Origin of the sequence: Candidatus Steffania adelgidicola, from assembly GCF_020541225.1 — a bacterium.
Taxonomy (GTDB): domain Bacteria; phylum Pseudomonadota; class Gammaproteobacteria; order Enterobacterales; family Enterobacteriaceae; genus Steffania; species Steffania adelgidicola.
In genome coordinates this window covers 83620-103408 of the sequence record NZ_CP045889.1, presented here as the reverse complement: position 1 = coordinate 103408, position 19789 = coordinate 83620, and the positions used below count along the sequence as shown (strand labels likewise).

Here is a 19789-nt window from a genome sequence, read left to right as displayed (position 1 = left end):
CATGGAAAACATGATAAATAATGTTGACAAATTAATCTGCTTTTAGTATTCACATTAGTAATGTAGGCAGTACCCTTTTCAGTCATTGTCTTTTAAAACTTGTCTTGCAATAAATATAAAAAATCACTTATCTAGCTATCCGTATCATATACGTAGTAACTATTTGAGTACTGTCCACGACAACACCAACCGGTATAATCTGGTTGTAAACCATTTTCCATAAAACTCTCAAAGCATAAGAAAATTTATTAGATACTTTGAATCATAATGCAGATTTTTTTTCCGCTATCCTAAATTTAGAACGCGATAAAAATAAAGGATATAATTGAAGGAAAAATATTTTGATAAAAAATATTGGATATTAGATATTGGAAGAAAAACTATTTAGATATAGTAAAAAAACTATTTTTTAATATACATATAATGAGATTTTTTTCAATGAATCACGCTGCCTTTCAAGATATGAGATAATGCTAATCTAAATAGAGATAGCCTTATAAGGCCCATCAATGGATTGATGTATTCTTAATGGGAATAATTCTTTAATGTTTCTTGGAATTTTTTTTTAAAAAACCCTCAGCACGCCGAGGGTTTTATGCAATAGAGAGAATATGAGAAAATGCTTACATCATTCCGCCCATACCGTTCATACCACCCATACCACCGCTTACATCAGGTTTGTCTTCTTTTTTTGGTAAATCCGTCACCATACATTCAGTAGTAACCATCAGACCGGCAATAGAAGATGCATACTGCAGTGCTGAACGAGTTACCTTAGTTGGATCTAAAATGCCCATTTCAATCATATTACCGTACTCTTCAGTAGCGGCATTATAACCGTTGTTACCTTCTCCTGCCTTCACTTTATTAGCTATAACAGATGGCTCTTCACCAGCGTTGGCAACGATCTGACGCAACGGCGCTTCCATTGCACGACGTGCAACTTTTATACCAACATTCTGATCTTCGTTTTCGCCACGCAAATTAGCAATACTATTAGCTACACGAATTAGTGCTACACCACCGCCAGCAACTACACCTTCTTCCACCGCCGCGCGGGTGGCATGTAAAGCGTCTTCAACGCGTGCTTTTTTCTCTTTCATTTCAACTTCAGTAGCAGCACCCACTTTGATCACCGCAACGCCACCTGCTAGTTTTGCAACGCGTTCCTGTAGTTTTTCACGATCATAATCGGAAGTCGCTTCGTCACGCTGTTGATTAATTTGTGAGACACGGCTATTGATAAGTGCTTTATCCCCTACACCATCTATAATGGTGGTAGTATCTTTTGTGATAACAACACGTTTTGCTTGACCCATATCTTCCAGAGAAGCTTTTTCCAACTCGAGACCGATTTCTTCGGAGATAACAGTTCCAGCAGTCAGAATAGCGATATCTTGCAACATAGCTTTACGACGATCACCAAAACCTGGTGCCTTCACGGCGGCAACTTTTACAATACCCCGCATCGTATTCACTACCAGTGTGGCTAAGGCTTCACCTTCAACATCTTCAGCAATAATTAAAAGAGGTTTACTTGCTTTTGCAACCGCCTCTAATAATGGCAACATTTCGCGAATATTAGAGATCTTTTTATCGGCAAGAAGAATAAATGGACTTTCTAATTCAACAACACCCGTTTCTAGCTTGTTAACAAAATAAGGAGAGAGATAACCACGATCAAATTGCATGCCTTCAACTACATCTAGTTCATCTTGCAGACCGGAACCTTCTTCTACAGTAATAACACCTTCTTTACCTACTTTTGCCATAGCTTCTGCTATTAGAGTACCGACAGTCTCATCAGCATTAGCTGAAATCGTGCCTACCTGTGTAATTGCTTTAGAATCAGAGCAAGGTACGGAGAGTTTTCGCAACTCCTCCACAGCGGCGATCACAGCTTTATCAATACCTCGCTTCAAATCCATCGGGTTCATACCAGCGGCTACAGCTTTCAACCCTTCATTAACAATAGACTGTGCTAGCACGGTAGCAGTAGTCGTACCGTCACCTGCAGTGTCATTGGCTTTTGAGGCAACCTCTTTCACCATCTGAGCACCCATGTTTTCAAATTTATCTTCCAGTTCGATCTCGCGCGCAACCGAAACACCATCTTTAGTAATAACCGGTGCACCGAAAGATTTATCCAACACCACATTACGACCTTTTGGACCCAGAGTCACTTTCACTGCATCCGCTAGAATATTTACACCACGAAGTATTTTTACGCGCGCATCGTTACCAAACTTTACATCTTTAGCTGCCATTTTATTTTCCTTAAATTCATTTAGTTCATATGATCACTGGCAGATTATTTCTCAACAATAGCCAGAATATCGCTTTCAGGCATGATCAAAACTTCATCGTTATCGATTTTCTCTACCTTAACACCATATCCGTCATTAAAAATCACGATATCGCCAACTTTCACGTCAAGCGGCTTCACTTCGCCGTTTTCCAAAATGCGACCGTGACCAATAGCCAGCACTTCACCGCGAGTAGATTTACTCGCCGCAGAACCTGTAAGCATAATGCCCCCAGCCGACTTAGCTTCAACTTCTTTACGCTTGACGATAACGCGATCATGTAGTGGACGTATTTTCATTAATAGCTCCATTTGAGAAAGTCTGTATAAAGTTGTTTAATGAATGCCCAGCATCATACAACTAGGCTCATGCTGTGTAAGATGGGGACATTCAAGAAAGCTTCAAGGGTGAAAAAAAAATTTTTTTTTACTTCAACCATTGAATATTCTCTAAAGACATTATTCTCTAAACAAATCAACAGATTATCTTTTATTAATCTATTCTTATTTATCTGGAGTAATCAGTTTGAAGGTTATCTATCTATTCTGCACAGTCATATATCATTTTCACAAGGAAACTTTCTTGCCTATTGAATAATGCGTTTTTAGTTCCGTGCTAATTCTTAACGTTTTATTGTCTATCAGTGTTAACTGATTAATTGTATTTTATTAAAGTATAAATGTATACGTAGGGGTTGTGATTCCCCCATGATTCCCAATCATAAAAACCATGGATTAAATATAGCTCTATCAACCTATTGATTTTTCAATATATATAAAACTGTGCACTCAAATAGTATTTTATACTTACTTAATTTTAACCACACCCTTTTAATCAAACACGCGAGACAATAGCATTGTCACACCCCATCAGATCCATGATGGTATATCAAACATTATTTTTCATGTCACAAATAGTCTTTCATAATTATTGCACAATATTTTAAAATCCGTATAATTCACCAGAAAGCTTTCGTTTTTTTAAAAAAAACATAACTTTTCGTAAAAACAACCTTCTACTAAAAAAGCAAGCATCCCCATCCTCCCTCCCGCACTGAGTTCTCCAAGTCTTTTAAAATCGTTAGCTTGTTAATAATTGTGATCAGTGCATCCGGTGCTATATAAAAACAAATTTTAATAAACCAGATAAAACCTGAGACACTGTCATATTTTTATAATAATGCCGATAGTGTTTTATAGTGCTACTGTCCCACATTTTATACTCAATGCTACCTCGTTTCTTTCATAAACGATCTAAGGTATTCTAGGTGCATCTTCATATTAAAAATCTCATTAGACACTGATGAAACCATCATTGATACGGTATAGTGCATCACGTCATTTCTGGAGGCTACTAGTCCTGTAATATGTATAGACTTGAATGTTTTTTAAATGGTTATTTTTCGAGAGAAATAAAATGCAAGACTCCATGCCTAATTCTATAACGGTATTAAAGAAACCTTACTTGTTTTTTACAAACTAGGCCGTAAACAGAAGAGATCATTAACAGCGAATATTGCTAAGTTACTTAAAAAATTTACACATCATTAATACATTGCTCCTTAAAGTGTCCTCTATAGCATAGATAAATACATAATATAAAAAAACACCAAGAGCATTACACGACAACACATGCACGCATATATCTAGATAAAATACTTAATTTATAGGATACCTTTGTTTTTTTTTCAAAAAAAAAGATAAAGAAGATACTGACTCACAAAAACCAACTTTTTTCACATTACTCAATAATTAGAAACCAAATAATTAGAAACCAAAAATCGGCATGTTTTAAAAACCGCATCACTCAAATACACACCAAATTTCTTACATATTTGTGATAAATAATAAAGGTAAGATAAGTAATGAAAATCAAAACCCGTTTCGCACCAAGCCCTACAGGTTATTTACATGTTGGTGGGGCGCGCACTGCCCTCTACGCATGGTTATTTGCCAGAAATCTAGGAGGGAAGTTTGTATTACGAATAGAGGACACAGACCTAGAACGCTCAACGCAACCAGCGATTCAAGCGATTATAGACGGGATAAGCTGGCTCAGCCTAGATTGGGACGAAGGCCCTTATTTTCAGACTCAACGTTTCAATCATTACAATGCGGCTATTGAAAATATGCTTTTCAAGGGAAAAGCCTATAAATGTTTTTGCTCCAAAGAGCGATTAAATACATTGCGTTGTAGACAAATGGCCCGGAACGAGAAACCGCGTTATGACGGTCTCTGCCGCAATAACGTTAAGCACGACGAAAACCAACCCTACGTGGTGCGTTTTAAAAATCCACAGAGTGGTTCGGTTCTTTTTCATGATCTTGTCCGCGGGCCTATTGAATTTAGCAACTGTGAGCTAGATGATCTCATTATTCGTCGACATGACGGGTCACCGACCTATAATTTCTGCGTTGTATTCGACGATTTCGACATGGGGATTACGCATGTGATTCGCGGTGAAGACCATATAAATAATACACCGCGACAGATCAACATTCTACACGCTCTTGGCGCGACAGCACCAGCTTATGCCCATATTTCAATGATTTTAGGCGAGGATGGTAAAAAACTATCTAAACGCCATAACGCGATTGGGGTTATGCAATATCGTGATGATGGATTTCTACCGGAAGCGTTAGTAAACTATCTTCTAAAACTGGGATGGTCTCACGGCGATCAAGAAATTTTCAGTATTGAAGAAATGAAGCAACTATTCAATCTTAATGCAGTAAGTAAATCTCCTAGTGCGTTTAATACTCAAAAGCTACTTTGGATAAACCATTATTACATCAATCATTTACCCTCTGAATACATCGCCACACATCTACTCTGGCATATAAAGCGTGAAGAAATCGATACTCGCTCTGGCCCCGCGCTCATAGATTTAGTAAAACTTTTAAGGGGACGTTGTAAAACACTGAAAGAGATGGCGACTAGCTGTCGCTATTTTTACGAAGATTTTAATAAATTCGATACTAAATCAGCTGAAAAATATTTAAACGTGCTAGCCCAAAAACCGTTACAAATGATACGCGAAAAACTAGCCACACTTAGCGTATGGACACCAGATTCAATATATGCAGCTCTTGAAAAAACAGCCGATGAACTACAAGTAAGCATCGGTAAAATCGGTATGCCACTACGCGTCGCAGTAACCAGCAGAGCTCAATCACCCGCGCTTGATGTCACTGTTCATGCGATAGGTCAATCGCGATCTTTAGCACGTATCGATCTGGCGTTAGACTTTATCGCTAACGATACATTAGCAAAGATCGATTAGCCTCAGTGTTTCCTATTTTCTTTATTTTACAGTCATTTTCGCTATAGCCATTGACAAAACATAGTAAAATTCATAGCATGAATCGGCTAATAAGAGAATAGCGAGATGACTTATATGGGGTTATAGCTCAGCTGGAAGAGCGCTTGCATGGCATGCAAGAGGTCAGCGGTTCGATCCCGCTTAGCTCCATTCATTACAATTCACATTAAATATCATGTCATGAAGATATGATCTTAGCATCATTTGCTCTTGGATACCGTTCTATTCGGTTAGAATATGTAGAACAGCAGTGTAGATATCCCACTTCTTCACCCAGTTAACAAAGAGAAATGTTTTATTAAAAATAAAAAAAACCTATGGTACTTTACCAGTATCTAAATTTTTAGAGTTCAATCACATATCGACTTGGTAAGTTTTACCGGGCAGTGATATAACGGATACTTAAGACCATAAGTAATAATCAAATCTTCAAATTTCTAGCGTTTTATAGACGGGAAACTTCTCCTTCTTGTTACAAGAAGGTTCCTTTATTTTCCTAGCTGCCTAAAAAGGCAGCTATATCCTGTATTGCATCAATCGGGATTCAGGTATTTAGCATGATCGCTGGTCATTCTCAATCCTTCTTAATTATATCAATAAGACATCACGATTGCCTGAACGGGAACAGGTATTACCTGTACACAATATAGGATGCTTAACGTTTTTTGATTCCTCCCATTAGCATATAATAATGCAATTGATTTTGTTCATGTTTACTAAAAAAGTAACAAAGCTTGCTGCTGTTTTTCTATTGAAGTACGGCTATACATTATGAACCCAGAATGTAATTCCACAAAAAATCTAGTTTTCATATCCAGTAAGCAAGAGAGTTTTGATTCTGCCTCACTCTTGAAGTTCTCACTCGATAACGCGTATTCCCCCGTAAGTTCCTAGTACCCGCTCCGCGGAGTTAACAATCGCCTGGGTCTGCAAATCAATTTCGATATTGACGCTATCGTGCAACCGTTTCTTGCCAAGTGTGGTACGTAATAAGGTTACAGGTATTAAATGTACGCAGAAGCAATCTTGGAATACTTCTCCCACCGTTAGACTGATACCGTCTACACCAATATAGCCTTTATATAAAATATACTTCATCAATCCCTTATCTGCCACAGAAAACCATAACTGATAGTTATTTTCTAATGTAATAATTTTTATTAATTCAGCAGTGCTGGTAATATGGCCAGACATTAAATGTCCACCAATTTCCGATTGCTGGCTTGCTGGGCGCTCTAAATTGACTTCATCATATACTTTAAGCTTACCTAAATTAGTCAGTTTAAGCGTTTCTTCTATTAAATCAAAACTCACCACATCATTATAGATACCAGTAACCGTTAAACAACAACCATTATGCGACATAGAAGCACCAATGCTTAAATCTAGCAATAACATTGCCGGCAGACGAACATAATGTGTACGAAAATGACTTTGTTCTTCAATCGTGGTAATAGGCGCGGTAGCCTGCACAATTCCCGTAAACATGCTCGTTCCTTCTCTTACTATACTCAATGTCTTAGCAATTAGTACCTAATACTATGACAAATACCCAATATTGATGTAATAAAAAAGGAGAATTCAAACTTTTTTAACAAAGTATAGAAGTACACTAAACTTATCCCAAAACATAGCACATTGTGAAATTAATCGGTGCTTAATATCAAGCGTAACATACAAATTTATACTTTTCTCTGTGGAAAAAATCCAGACAGATCCAAGTATTTTTTTAAAATACGATTTTTATTAAAAATAATCATATATAGACAGTTATGCCCTAAAATACCTCTTGTAATGTCCAAAATTTTAGTTTTATATAAGGTAGATAAAGGGGTTATCAAACCCCTTGTTCTATCCAAAACGCAAAGTAGCTTTTACACGATGTCATGTAATATTTGCAGAAAATTTTTCTGTCTTAAATAAAGACAGCACAGTTTCAATTTTTGAACACTTTTTATTGTGATTTTATTATATTACTATTCATTTTCAATACAATTTATCATACCTCATTATCAATTAAGAATATTCCAAGAATAGTTAAAATCAAGATATAATTGATTTTCAGAATTACAAAACAACAAAATATGAATTATAATTTTTATTATAACACGCTTCTTGATCCTACTCAATGATGATTTACAGATCTATAATATACTAGTTAACATGTGTCGAAGCTTATCATGTATCTAAAATTCAGGTCTGAGATTATCATGGCTACTTCTCTGCCCCTCAGAGCACACTATCATTATAACTCTATCCTCGATTTTATCTCTTGGTGAACATTATATGAAAAAAGTGCATAGAGAAAGGTTGATGTTTTTTATTGCTATATATAGTTTTTAAAAATGACAAGATAAAGAATTTTAGTAACTCAAGTCTTAAAGCTCATACGTTTAATAAAAATAGCGACAAGGGTATTTATATAAATAGGTTTATATATAAATGAATTTTATAGCAGAAGCATAATAAAAACAAAATAGTTAATTAAATCTAAAAAAATATCTATTTTAATTTCATTGCGTGCTTATCTCGATATTTAACGCATGGTTAACTCGGCGCACTGAAATCACATATTACTTATCTATCACTAATAATTATTAATTTTAGCATAATACCTGAGTCAGAGGAAAACGCTTATGAAACATCATAATCTCAGTCTCTTTAATCTCAAAGAGACGCATCAATGAAAAATATGATACTTGAACAAGTAATTAATCAAAAGATTAACAGCAGTCCACAGCAGGACTATGCCCCTAACGGCCTTCAAGTCGAAGGCCGTCAGGATGTACAACGTATCGTTACAGGCGTCACTGCTTCTCAAGCACTACTGGATCAGGCCTTAACGCATAGCGTCGACGCCATCATAGTACACCACGGTTATTTTTGGAAAAATGAATCGCCCATCATCAGTGGTATAAAGCGTCGACGACTAAAAACACTACTAGCTAACGATATTAATTTGTATGCCTGGCATTTACCTTTGGATATACATCCTGAACTAGGTAATAATGCACAACTTGCCATGCTCCTAGGTCTTCTGGTGACTGGCCACTTGAACCCACTGGTGCCAGAAGGAGAATTCCAGATACCTTTAAGTCCTAAAGAGCTAAAGCTGCGTCTCGAAGAGAGACTAAAAAGAAGAGTACTACACTGTGGTGAAAATGGTCCCCCAAAGATCAAACGGGTAGCCTGGTGCAGTGGTGGCGGCCAAGGTTTTATAGAACTCGCCTCACGGGCAGGTATGGATGCATTTATCACTGGCGAAATATCTGAACAGAGTATTCACATCTCGCGAGAACAGGGCCTGCATTTTTATGCAGCTGGCCATCATGCTACAGAGCGCGGCGGAATTCGTACACTTGGTGCTTGGCTTACTCAACAATATGGTTTTGATGTTCTTTTCATTGATATTGACAATCCTGCATAATTTCCTTGCTATTTTTTGAATATATAGCGTCCTATATATCAAAGGTGATATAGTCATATATTCAAAAATGACACATTAATAGAACAAACGCGATGCCTTTATAGGCAACATCATTTACAAATATCATAGTGAGATTTAACAGCACTACGAATCCTAAACGCTCAATATTGTAGGACATATATAACAAGAAAGATTATATATAAACCATTTATGCCTTCTTCTTTTATCCAGATGACGCGAACCCACTGTGTGGGATTCTATTAAAAATCCATAAAGGATATTATATATCCGCATCTTTAGTTATTAATCGTATACGTTTTCAACGTATATCACACTTTAGCACTCTTTTCTAAAATTAGTATACTGCTCTTCCACTCTCTCTCAATACACATAGAAATTTAGGTTATATTTAAGATATAACACACTATTTAAATCGTATGTATTAGAAGAGGAAAATATTTCCTCGAAAAGTAGTTAGAATAATCCGATAAAAGATGAACAAGCTAATAAGTGTATCTGATGTGTTATGAGTCCTACTTTATAATTAAAATGAAAGGTGAAAAACATTATATTCTGATCCAAAGGTATACACATACCATAATTTTATTGAAATTGCTTACATATCAAACATCATGAAAATCTATTCAAAATTAATAAAAGGATAGATTTAAATAATTATACTATTTCTCAAAGTACAAAAACTAGTTTGGTCACACGGTGCTACAGGTACTACAGGTGCTACCTGTAGTACCAACGGCCCAACCAGCATACTTAGAAACAGTTATTTTACCCGCATACCCGGTAATGCTCCGGAATCAGGACTGAGAAGAAATATATCCTTACCATTAGATCCAGCGGCTATTACCATACCTTCTGATACACCAAAACGCATCTTACGTGGGACTAGATTCGCTACTATGATCGTTAAACGTCCTTCCAGTACCTTTGGATCAGGATAGGCCGCGCGAATACCGGCAAATAACTGACCACTTACACCCCCGAGCTCATAAGTAAGTTTAAGGAGTTTATTTGATCCCTCTACACATTCAGCATGCGTAATCAACACTACACGAACTTCGATCTTAGTGAAGTCGTCCAGATTAATCGTGGCAGCAATAGGTTGTTGCTCAATCAAAGCGACTTTTTTCGACAGATAATGGATAATCTGCTGCTTTCTGACGAGATGCATGGAGAATCTCGTCTACCCGTTTTAGTTCAATACGACTAAAAAGCACCTTGAACGGACAAATCTGATGCGATAATAGTGGCTTAGAAATCTCATCCCAAATGAGAGAGGTCTTCAGGAACTCTTCAGCTCGCTCAGCCAACCCAGGGAGAACCGGTTTTAAATAAGTCATTAATACTCGAAACAACTGGATTCCCATTGAGCAGATAGCCTGTAAATCTTTCGCTCGTCCCTTTTGTTTTGCCACTACCCAAGGTGCTTGTTCTGCTATATAGCGATTAGCTAAATCTGCCAACGCCATAATATTTCGCATTGCACAACTTGTTTCTCGGTTATTAAATGCTTCACCAATTAAAGTAGAAGCATTAAGAAAAGTCGTATATAATACAGGATCGAGCACTGCACCTGCTAGATGTCCATTAAACTGTTTATTAATAAAACCAGCGCTACGAGCTGCCAAATTCACTACTTTATTAACGATATCGGCATTAACTCGCTGGACTAAATCTTGAAGATTTAGATCAATATCATCAGTGCGTGACGATAGTTTAGCGGCATAGTAATATCGAAGGCAGTCTGGATCTAGATATTCTAGATAAGTACTCGCTTTAATAAAAGTACCTCGCGATTTAGACATTTTAGCGCCATTGACGGTTATGTATCCATGAACAAATATATTAGTCGGCTTTCTAAAGTGACTGCCTTCTAGAATTGCAGGCCAAAATAGACTATGGAAATAAATAATATCCTTGCCGATAAAATGGCAAAGTTCAGTGTTGGAATTGACATCCCAAAATTCATCAAAATGAATCTCTGTGCGTTTTTTACAAAGATTCTTGAAAGTGGCCATATAACCGATTGGCGCATCCATCCAGACATAAAAATATTTTCCTGGTGCCTCCGGCACTTCAAAACCAAAATAAGGTGCGTCGCGCGATATATCCCACTGCTGAAGACCTGACTGAAACCATTCCTGCATTTTATTCGATACTTCTTCTTGTAACGCGCCAGAACGAGTCCAATCGTGCAGCATGTCACTGAAAACTGGTAAATCAAAGAAAAAATGTTTTGATTCCCTTATAACCGGAATAGCACCAGAAACTACTGATTTCGGGTTAACGAGATCTGTTGAGTTATAAGTGGAACCGCAGACTTCACAGTTATCTCCATATTGATTGAGAGAACAGCATTTTGGACAGTTTCCCATTACGAAACGATCAGGCAAAAACATGCTCTTTTCAGGATCAAAGAGCTGGAAAACACTCCGTGACTTAATCAAGTCGTTTTCTTTTAAGCGCTGATAGATCAGTGTGGATAGTTGACGATTCTCTTCGCTGTGCGTCGAATAGTAATTATCATGACTAATCCTAAATCCGGCAAAATCTGCTTGATGCTCCAAATTCATTGCTTGAATCATCTCTTCCGGCGAAATACTTAATTTCTGCGCTTTTAGCATAATTGCTGTACCATGAGCATCATCGGCAGCAATAAAATACACTTCGTTGCCGCGCATTCGCTGATAACGGACCCAGATGTCAGCTTGTACATGCTCGAGTATATGACCAAGATGAAGAGAACCATTCGAGTACGGTAACGCACAGGTTACCAATATTTTTTTTGCGACTTGAATCATGGTAGACGTTGACTTTTCTAAAATGTTATAAAGGCAGATTATGTTAACCGACAGCAAGGCATTAGGTAAAGAACCGGTATTATACCGTTATATGTGAGCAAACTTTTTTACTCGAGTATATGCGCCCCTGTTATGTATTAGTGCGATTTTGTCTAAAACCATTAGATAAATAATCCTTGATAAATTTGATTTATGACATGCTAGCTACCTAATATGATAAATAAGAATTTGATTCTTAGATCTCTACTGTATACATATAATATATCCAAAATATCCTTTACTTGAGCTAAGCATTATACCTTTTCTGCGCAGTTTATAGTACAGTATGAATAGGTGACACCATAAAGAAAAGACGTATTCTTCTCTATCATTGATATCCAACTCTATTGTTTATATAGTAACACTTTGTTTCCATGGGAAAACGTTCTCTCGTAATAGTTTTTTCGGAGGTTATACGGGGATTTCCATACTTCCTCAGATCATAAACAGGTTATGCTGACTTATAAAAAATACAATCTACAACAGGAATCATCTACAATCTGTATGTACACTTATCAACATCGAGAGACGTATCTCTTCTTAGTCCTATATAACACTTTAGGTGGTGATTTTTTATCACTGTAAGACATGCAATATGATGGTTTTTTATTCATCTTTATAAAACATAAAATACAGTAAATTCAGAACACCCTTATTCGTTCTTCACGCAAATTCATCCGTGTCTATTGATTACTGGAGACAATTGTAAAGAATTTATAGACTCGTTTTTGACCTGTACACTTTACGATTACAGGCTGTATTTAAATAATGCATTCACTTGTTTTATTTGAAAATATGGGGTATGCATATAAATTCAATATAATTGAATTATAATCTATAAACGGAATATATATTAGTTAAATTAACAGCATGCTCTTTCCTCTCACATGAGATATAGCATTATGACCCAGACAAAATCTCGATGCTATTGCTCTATAGAGCAGACAACACTCCAGTGCTAGCATCCTCAATAAATTGACAGTATTTAAGAGGGGTTACAAACATTAGAAAAATAAATCGCTATCTTATTAAGCACTGGTTTTTTATACAGAAACGTACAGATTTTTGTAGAAACCATCGCTACGCTAATAAAAACACCGGCTACACTCAAAATCTCTGATAATGCTCATCTTAGAAATGGAGTCATATAGGTAGCAGATAGCTTGTTATGAACACAAAACCGATCTATCCTTTATTAATAAAACACACTAAATTTATCTACCGTCCTGATAGACGGAATCCAACTAGTTCAGTACATGTATAACTGCTGGAAAATGACTGATGTTGTGATCACTAGCTTAAATTCTAGATAAAACCTAACCAAATATTGACAATTGCTAAAATAGCAACACCGGTACGTTTTACCTGACGATCAAAACCGGATATCATCCAGTACTTTTACTCCAAAAGCGATAGTATCAATTCACACTGAAAGCAAAAAGCAGATCATTCACCCAGAGTGGGATCTAGAAAAATATGGAATATATTCTCAGACTTTTTTATCAATAACAATCTTAGTTAATAACGGTAAAAATAGGGCATAAAGCAGAATGGAAATAATAATTGCCGAGTAATAACTATTATGATCCCATGCTATTAAAACCACACTCATCAAAGGCAGTACTTCATCACAACACAACAAAATTCACTGTTATGAATCCTTTTACCAAACAGCATCAAATTATTCTGCATCAATAGAATATGTATGACAAATGAAATTTTTGATGACTATAAAAAAACTCTCAAGATCCGACCGATATCTAAGGATAATAAAACAGAAATAACATTAAATGTTGTGCTTTTAATTCACCTAAAAAACTCAACTCAGTAAATGATTTGGATTTCTTCATGTCAAAATCTATTGGCGTAATCACGTAATTATAGCGTTAAAACTACAGTTAACCTGACATAAAACTCACTACATCTCGAATATAATTAAATTTTTATATTAGGTGAAGAATATCACATCTAGTGTCTAATGAATTAGAGAAAAACGTCGCGTTTAAAAATTCGATCACTATAAGTATATTTCATTAGCAGGAAAACCTGGAAGACTATCACTACGTCCAATAAATTTAATTTCTTATATTAATTAGAGCAATGGATTTTTATAAAAAACATATCGATATAGTCTATATCATTTCCATTTATCAAAATGGAAATGATATGATTACATCCCTTCTTTTCTCTCAGTATCTAATCACTCAACTATATCATACCTTTTCGAATGCAACGATAAGCTGAGATAAGACTCTATCCTCATCTCTGCATAATCAGTTAGTGATTTTTTATATCAAGATATTGATCTCAGTTTTAAACAAATCATCTATAAATTCTTTACTATCGTCTATTACTAATAATATATGATAGTCGGTGAGACTCCGTTAATATGATATACATAAAGGAAAACATTCCCTGCATTTAATTCTATAGTAACAGATAAACGCTTATTATCTCACGCGATTTCTATCAATAAAACATAGCTGTATAAACTATATATCAAGTATTTTTGAGTACTAATTTACGTAGAAGGCACCTCTCTCAATCAAGAGGTGTAAGCACATAATGAGTTTTAATGCTGTAGAATGGAGGGTGTTAGAGTATTTCTTCTCATTCTCCGCTTTTCAATTAAACAAAAACATTATAAATTTAATCGATAGACACTTAAAACATAAGAATTCACATATGACTGCTACTTGATGATACAAAGAGAGAGAACACCTTACGTGCTTAAAAAGCAGATAATCTTATCTATCAACAATTTAATTATATATTCAATGCTTTATATGACTATCTTTCATTAATAAATCTTTACTATATCAACCTCATAATATAAACTAAAGATATATTTAGGTAATATATTTTCTAACGTTAGTGATGTTCTTTGAACTGCTCCTTATGTAGATCGTATTTAGTGTCAAGACACTAAATGTTTATGACTTCGATTCATAATTAGGGGAAGTGAAGAAAAAAGACTGAAAAATTAATATGTTCATTAGAAATTGAACTAATGCTGCAAGACAATCACAAGAAATTTATGGATTAAATTGTGAATCTGCGACAATACTCCAGTAAAATGATATAAAAATCACTGTAAATTTTCCATTGCATTGTAATAACACTCTTCTCATTACAGCTCGAGTATATAGCCATCCATGTGCTATCATGCATGGATGTAATTAAGATTAAATAATACGGTACCAGGTTTATAAAAGACCATGATAAAATTCAATCTCTATCTTTTAAATACCTACTGAAGTATTCATTTACATATTGAATAAAAAATCAACATTGGTATGGATACACTATCTATAGGCCATTATTTACCTATAAACTTCTTTTCTGCTTGTTTTTTCTTATATTCTAAATTCATATGAAATTTCTGTGACTTTTATTATTTCCCCTGTTACGCTACACTGGCTAGCGATTTTAGGAAATACTCAACCCTCTTGCGATACCGCGCCGCCTAGCTCTACAATAAGCTCCTTAATTAAGACCGTTAGTTCCTCGGTCATTAACCTAAAATCAGCATTCAAACATGCCGAAAGATCATTCCGATCAATATCAGCATTTTTCTCTTGCACCTTATTAGAGAGCTGTAATCTTTTGAGCGTACCATCATCACTTAGAATAAACTGAACCCGATCACGCCAATCTAACGCTAGTTTTGTTACTCGTTTCCCCGCGTTGAGATGTGCTAAAATTTCCGCGCTAGATAAATCTTGTTTTTTACAACGAACAATACCTCCAACTTCTAATTGCGCCTTTAGTTCAGCCTCATCCTGCATCATAAACCCCGACGCTGTTTTCTCACCGTTCACCCATTTTGTTAATGTTGTTTCAATCGGATTTTCCATAGTCAACGGAAATAGCGACAAAGAACCAATGGATTTTCGTAGTAATGCTAAACACTCTTCAGCTTTCTTAAAGCTACTAGCTTCGACTACTACAAAATGGTTAATGAGGTCTAACCACAATAATGTATGAGTAAACCGACTAAAAGCACGAGGCATTAATGTTTGTATAACCTCATCTTTAAGTGCATTCTTTTCAGTTTTTCGTAGTTTTCGGTCTTGTTTATTTTCTAGCTGATCAATTTTGTTCTGGAGCTCCATTTTCACTACGGCAGTCGGAAGAATTTTTTCTTCTGTTCGAAGAGAAAGAAGGAGATGTCCTGGTATCATATACGTAAAGGATTCACCTTTCTCATCCATAGGGGAAACCCAGCCAGACCTTTTCATCTCCTGCTCATGGCAAGATGTAAAAGCAAAAGTGGATAACTGCTGCTCGATTTTATCCAATGAAAACTGAAGCGGCTGGTTTAAACGATAAAGAATGATATTCTTAAACCATAACATAATACATATCCTTAACCTAATGCACCTTCAAATACAGGGCGTATAATATTCATGATTAAATGTAATTACTAAAAAAGCAATTAAAATCATCCGTCTTCTACTCCAGGGGGAATAATTTTAAAGAAAAGTGAGCATCATACAAACCATATAATAAATCAGCGGTATCATTTCTTCCAAAATGATGCTTGCAGGTATTAAAAACTACTTGATTTTGATTTCGCTACATGTCTCTAACATAGAGATGTCTCTACTCTAATCGAGATCTTTCTAATTTTTTCTCTCGAAACTCAATGAACACATCGCCAAAATCCCACCGATGTTCTGGTATAGAGAGATTCTCTTGTTAAAGAGTGTTTTTATAACATATGGTACTTATCAATCATAATGGCATGGTTTTCACTAATACTTTCATAGAAGGTTGGATGACTCTAACAAAGAACAGATCCTTTATTAACATCTATCGTTCAATGAAAAAACAAGATCGATTATAATAAGCGATCACCAAATTCTCTCTCTTAATGGTGCCACATTAATACACACTAAAACACGGATTTTTTTTGATGAGATAACTCTATGTACATGCAGTGTGATATTGAAAACCTGTAACTATTAAAATAGTTATGTGTCATTTACTTGATGTTCTCATCATAATAATATTTCTCGTAGTTCAATATTCTCTGGTAAAAAAGCTCAAAAGAATATTCAAGAAATATCTAAAGTCTTCCGACTTTTTAAAAAAAGATGCAGTATATTTCTATTGAGTTAAAATGGCACGTTACACCATCAGGTATGAAAATGCTTTGCTTATCTTTTTACATAAGGGAGTAATTCTAATAGATAATGAAATTATCTCTATGGAGATAAATATTGTACCGTTATATTTAAAAACTTTTTCATAACTATTGGCTAATGAACATAAAACAATTACATAATCACATATTAACCGTATTTGAAACATCTGTAATTCAGGTATTTTATTAAAAACCCGATCTCTTCTGAAGTTTAAAAAACTTTATTTAAGCAAGTGAGTATCAATGATAGAAATCATATTTAGTAATACCCATTCATATAACTCAACAGCAATGTTATGGATGTATTTCTTTCAAGAGCTTTCCACGCTTATCTTTTTCTGAAAGTATCGGATTATTGATATAAGACGGCCAATTAACACCAACTTCTGGATCGTTCCACAGCAAACAATCTTCGTATGCAGGCTGATAATAATCTGTACATTTATATTCAAAATCAGCTAAAGGAGACAATACTATAAAACCATGCGCCAAACCAGGCGGTATCCAAAATTGGATTTTATTTTCTTCAGACAGGATCCCTCCTTCCCAAATACCATAAGTTGATGAACCAAGACGAATATCCACGACAACATCAAACACGGCACCACGCACTACACGAACAAGTTTACCCTGCGGATTTGTTTTCTGAAAATGCAATCCACGTAATACTCCACGAGATGACCGAGAATAATTATCTTGAACGAAATCCAGATCTATATTGAGCATCTCTTTGTAACGTTTTTTTGTAAACGTTTCAAAAAAAAAACCTCGAAAATCACTAAATATTCTTGGATGAATAATCTTTACATCACTAATTTTACTATTAATAACTTTCATTATTCTCATGAAGCGTGATATATGAAAAAATCTATAACGAATAAAAAATTTTAACTCTTTAGTGATACTTTATTGGCATTGATACCATTATGTCAATAAATATAGTTAAGACTATATTAGTCTGACATCGTATACTTCATATAAAACATTTTAAAACTAAATAAAAGTAATGTGTAAGCAATCTTATCGAGACATGAGTATTTTTAAAAGATGATAGAGTTCTTTGTGTCCACTGAGGCTACGTTACGTTGCATGCATCACATATATTTTAAAGAATCTACTACATCTCAAGAAAAAAGATGAGCCTGAACTAAATGTATCCTCTGATAGAACTCAGATAAACAATTAGCAATATCTTAAAAAAATCGCTCTACTCATCTAGAGGGAAAATATTTTCCCGGATGAAAATTGTTTTATAAAACCTCATAAATTTATTATTAATTCTTTGAAATTGATAGTCACCCTCAAATTCTTTGATACTGAAAATAAAAAATATTATAGCGAAGAAGTTTAATTTTAATAAAACCATATAGCCTGACCAAGGCTTCCGTACTGTACAATACATCTCTTGAGGATGGTGATAAAGAATCATGCTTGAAAAACCTACTGTAGGTTACAGATATTGCTTCAATATTCATAAGTATACCTTATGAAGCAATAAACATTGTTTTTATAAAAAAACATTCGTTTTTATCGTGGGGCTGAGTTATATGATTTATTATAAATACAACCAACCATAAACCAAAAAAATACTATAAATTAAGCGCTATAAAAAGGATGTTAAACCACTTATATCATATCTATATCTTCTCTCAGAGAGTCTAAAAACTATATTAGTTTAGTGTATAGATATTATAATTGTAAATACCAGATCATGGATTACCTAGGATTTGCGTTATTTTTTATTTTTAAAACATCATAAAAAGTTCAGATGTGAATCGTTATAACATAGTATTTTAATGCTTTATTCTTTAACTTTTTCAATTAACAGTGTCACTAAATCCATTTTCCTTACTATCATATCTATTCTCAAAGAGAATAGTATTGAGAGCTTAATCGAAATATATCTAGGTATCAAATGTTTCGCATAAGAACACAGTAGAACAATCATCTAAAAAAAGAAAAAATTCAAATATATTATCACACCGCTTTGTATGGAAGTACAATTCCGTCCATAAAAAACTCGATTTTACAACTCTAATCCCCAGTAGCATGATCGAGTTCTCTTAATCAAGAATTACGATTAGATACCCTAAAACGCCACTTACACTATATATTTAGTTGTGACTTTTTTGAATTGCCATACTAATTTCAAGAATGATTATAACCTAACCATCAATGTATATTATCATGATTTTCTATCCTCAAGTATATTTTCAGTAGTCACATGAATAAAAGGGAAAACATGAATAAAAAAAATTCATAGTGTTATGATAGGAAAAATATTAAAGAAATTATCATGTTCGCTGAGAAACCATATACCTAAATCATCGAATCGGTATGTAAAATGTCATTTGGTAGACAACTACCATGTATGTTCTACTCAAATTTTCAATATTACACTGAATCGATATATTAAATTCTGAAATCAAAAATTACCCCAATCATGAATAGAGAATAAAACTCAAGTTACCGTCCATAAAAATTCCCACACAGTAAAACGTGAATTGTTTAAAACAATTACATAATTCTTTTTCGAAAGAAAGTAATTTCAATGAATCAAAATAATAGTTTAAGATAATACTAATACAGATGCGACATCTCTATACCTAAAGCAATTTATTATCATATACACGCTAGTTTAGCGTGTTCCTACTACTTAACCCCCCTAATAGCAGAAACGATGTTAAAACGTTTTACATATTGCTGATAGATGTAATGTTGATCGCC

At 34.7% G+C, this 19789-nt stretch carries 7 protein-coding genes, 1 tRNA gene and 1 pseudogene; 3 read left to right on the top strand and 6 right to left on the bottom strand.

From position 1 onward, the window contains the following. Nucleotides 1-623: 623 nt before the first annotated feature. On the bottom strand, nucleotides 624-2267 hold the full coding sequence (gene groL, locus GFK82_RS00265; protein WP_226810958.1) for a chaperonin GroEL: 1644 nt from the start codon (nucleotides 2265-2267) through the stop codon (nucleotides 624-626). Nucleotides 2268-2311: 44 nt separating this feature from the next. Then, nucleotides 2312-2605 carry a co-chaperone GroES gene (locus GFK82_RS00260; protein ID WP_226810957.1) on the bottom strand — a complete coding sequence of 98 codons (294 nt, stop codon included), beginning with the start codon at nucleotides 2603-2605 and terminating at the stop codon, nucleotides 2312-2314. Between the two features lie 1565 nt (nucleotides 2606-4170). Between GFK82_RS00260 and gltX the strand changes: the two genes are divergently transcribed. Further along, entirely contained in the window at nucleotides 4171-5589 is a 1419-nt protein-coding gene (gene gltX, locus GFK82_RS00255; RefSeq protein ID WP_226810956.1) for a glutamate--tRNA ligase, read from the top strand. 116 nt (nucleotides 5590-5705) lie between these two features. Then, nucleotides 5706-5778: transfer RNA gene (locus GFK82_RS00250), tRNA-Ala, on the top strand. Between the two features lie 708 nt (nucleotides 5779-6486). Here the strand turns inward: GFK82_RS00250 and GFK82_RS00245 are convergent. Next, complete coding sequence (locus tag GFK82_RS00245; RefSeq protein ID WP_226810955.1) at nucleotides 6487-7116, bottom strand: riboflavin synthase subunit alpha; 630 nt, start codon at nucleotides 7114-7116, stop codon at nucleotides 6487-6489. Between the two features lie 1195 nt (nucleotides 7117-8311). On the opposite strand from GFK82_RS00245, the gene GFK82_RS00240 reads away from it, so the two are divergent. After that, the gene (locus GFK82_RS00240) at nucleotides 8312-9055 is read left to right on the top strand and encodes a type 2 GTP cyclohydrolase I (RefSeq protein ID WP_226810954.1); all 744 of its coding nucleotides are present in this window, start codon (nucleotides 8312-8314) and stop codon (nucleotides 9053-9055) included. Between the two features lie 781 nt (nucleotides 9056-9836). Here the strand turns inward: GFK82_RS00240 and metG are convergent. The 3 genes and pseudogenes from metG to rfbC form a co-directional block, all read right to left on the bottom strand. Further along, a pseudogene (gene metG, locus GFK82_RS00235) lies at nucleotides 9837-11874 on the bottom strand (methionine--tRNA ligase). Between the two features lie 3479 nt (nucleotides 11875-15353). After that, nucleotides 15354-16271 carry a recombination-associated protein RdgC gene (gene rdgC, locus GFK82_RS00230; RefSeq protein ID WP_226810953.1) on the bottom strand — a complete coding sequence of 306 codons (918 nt, stop codon included), beginning with the start codon at nucleotides 16269-16271 and terminating at the stop codon, nucleotides 15354-15356. Between the two features lie 1085 nt (nucleotides 16272-17356). Beyond that, nucleotides 17357-17899, bottom strand: coding sequence for a dTDP-4-dehydrorhamnose 3,5-epimerase (rfbC, locus tag GFK82_RS00225; protein ID WP_226810952.1), 543 nt, complete (start codon nucleotides 17897-17899; stop codon nucleotides 17357-17359). Between the last annotated feature and the right edge of the window lie 1890 nt (nucleotides 17900-19789).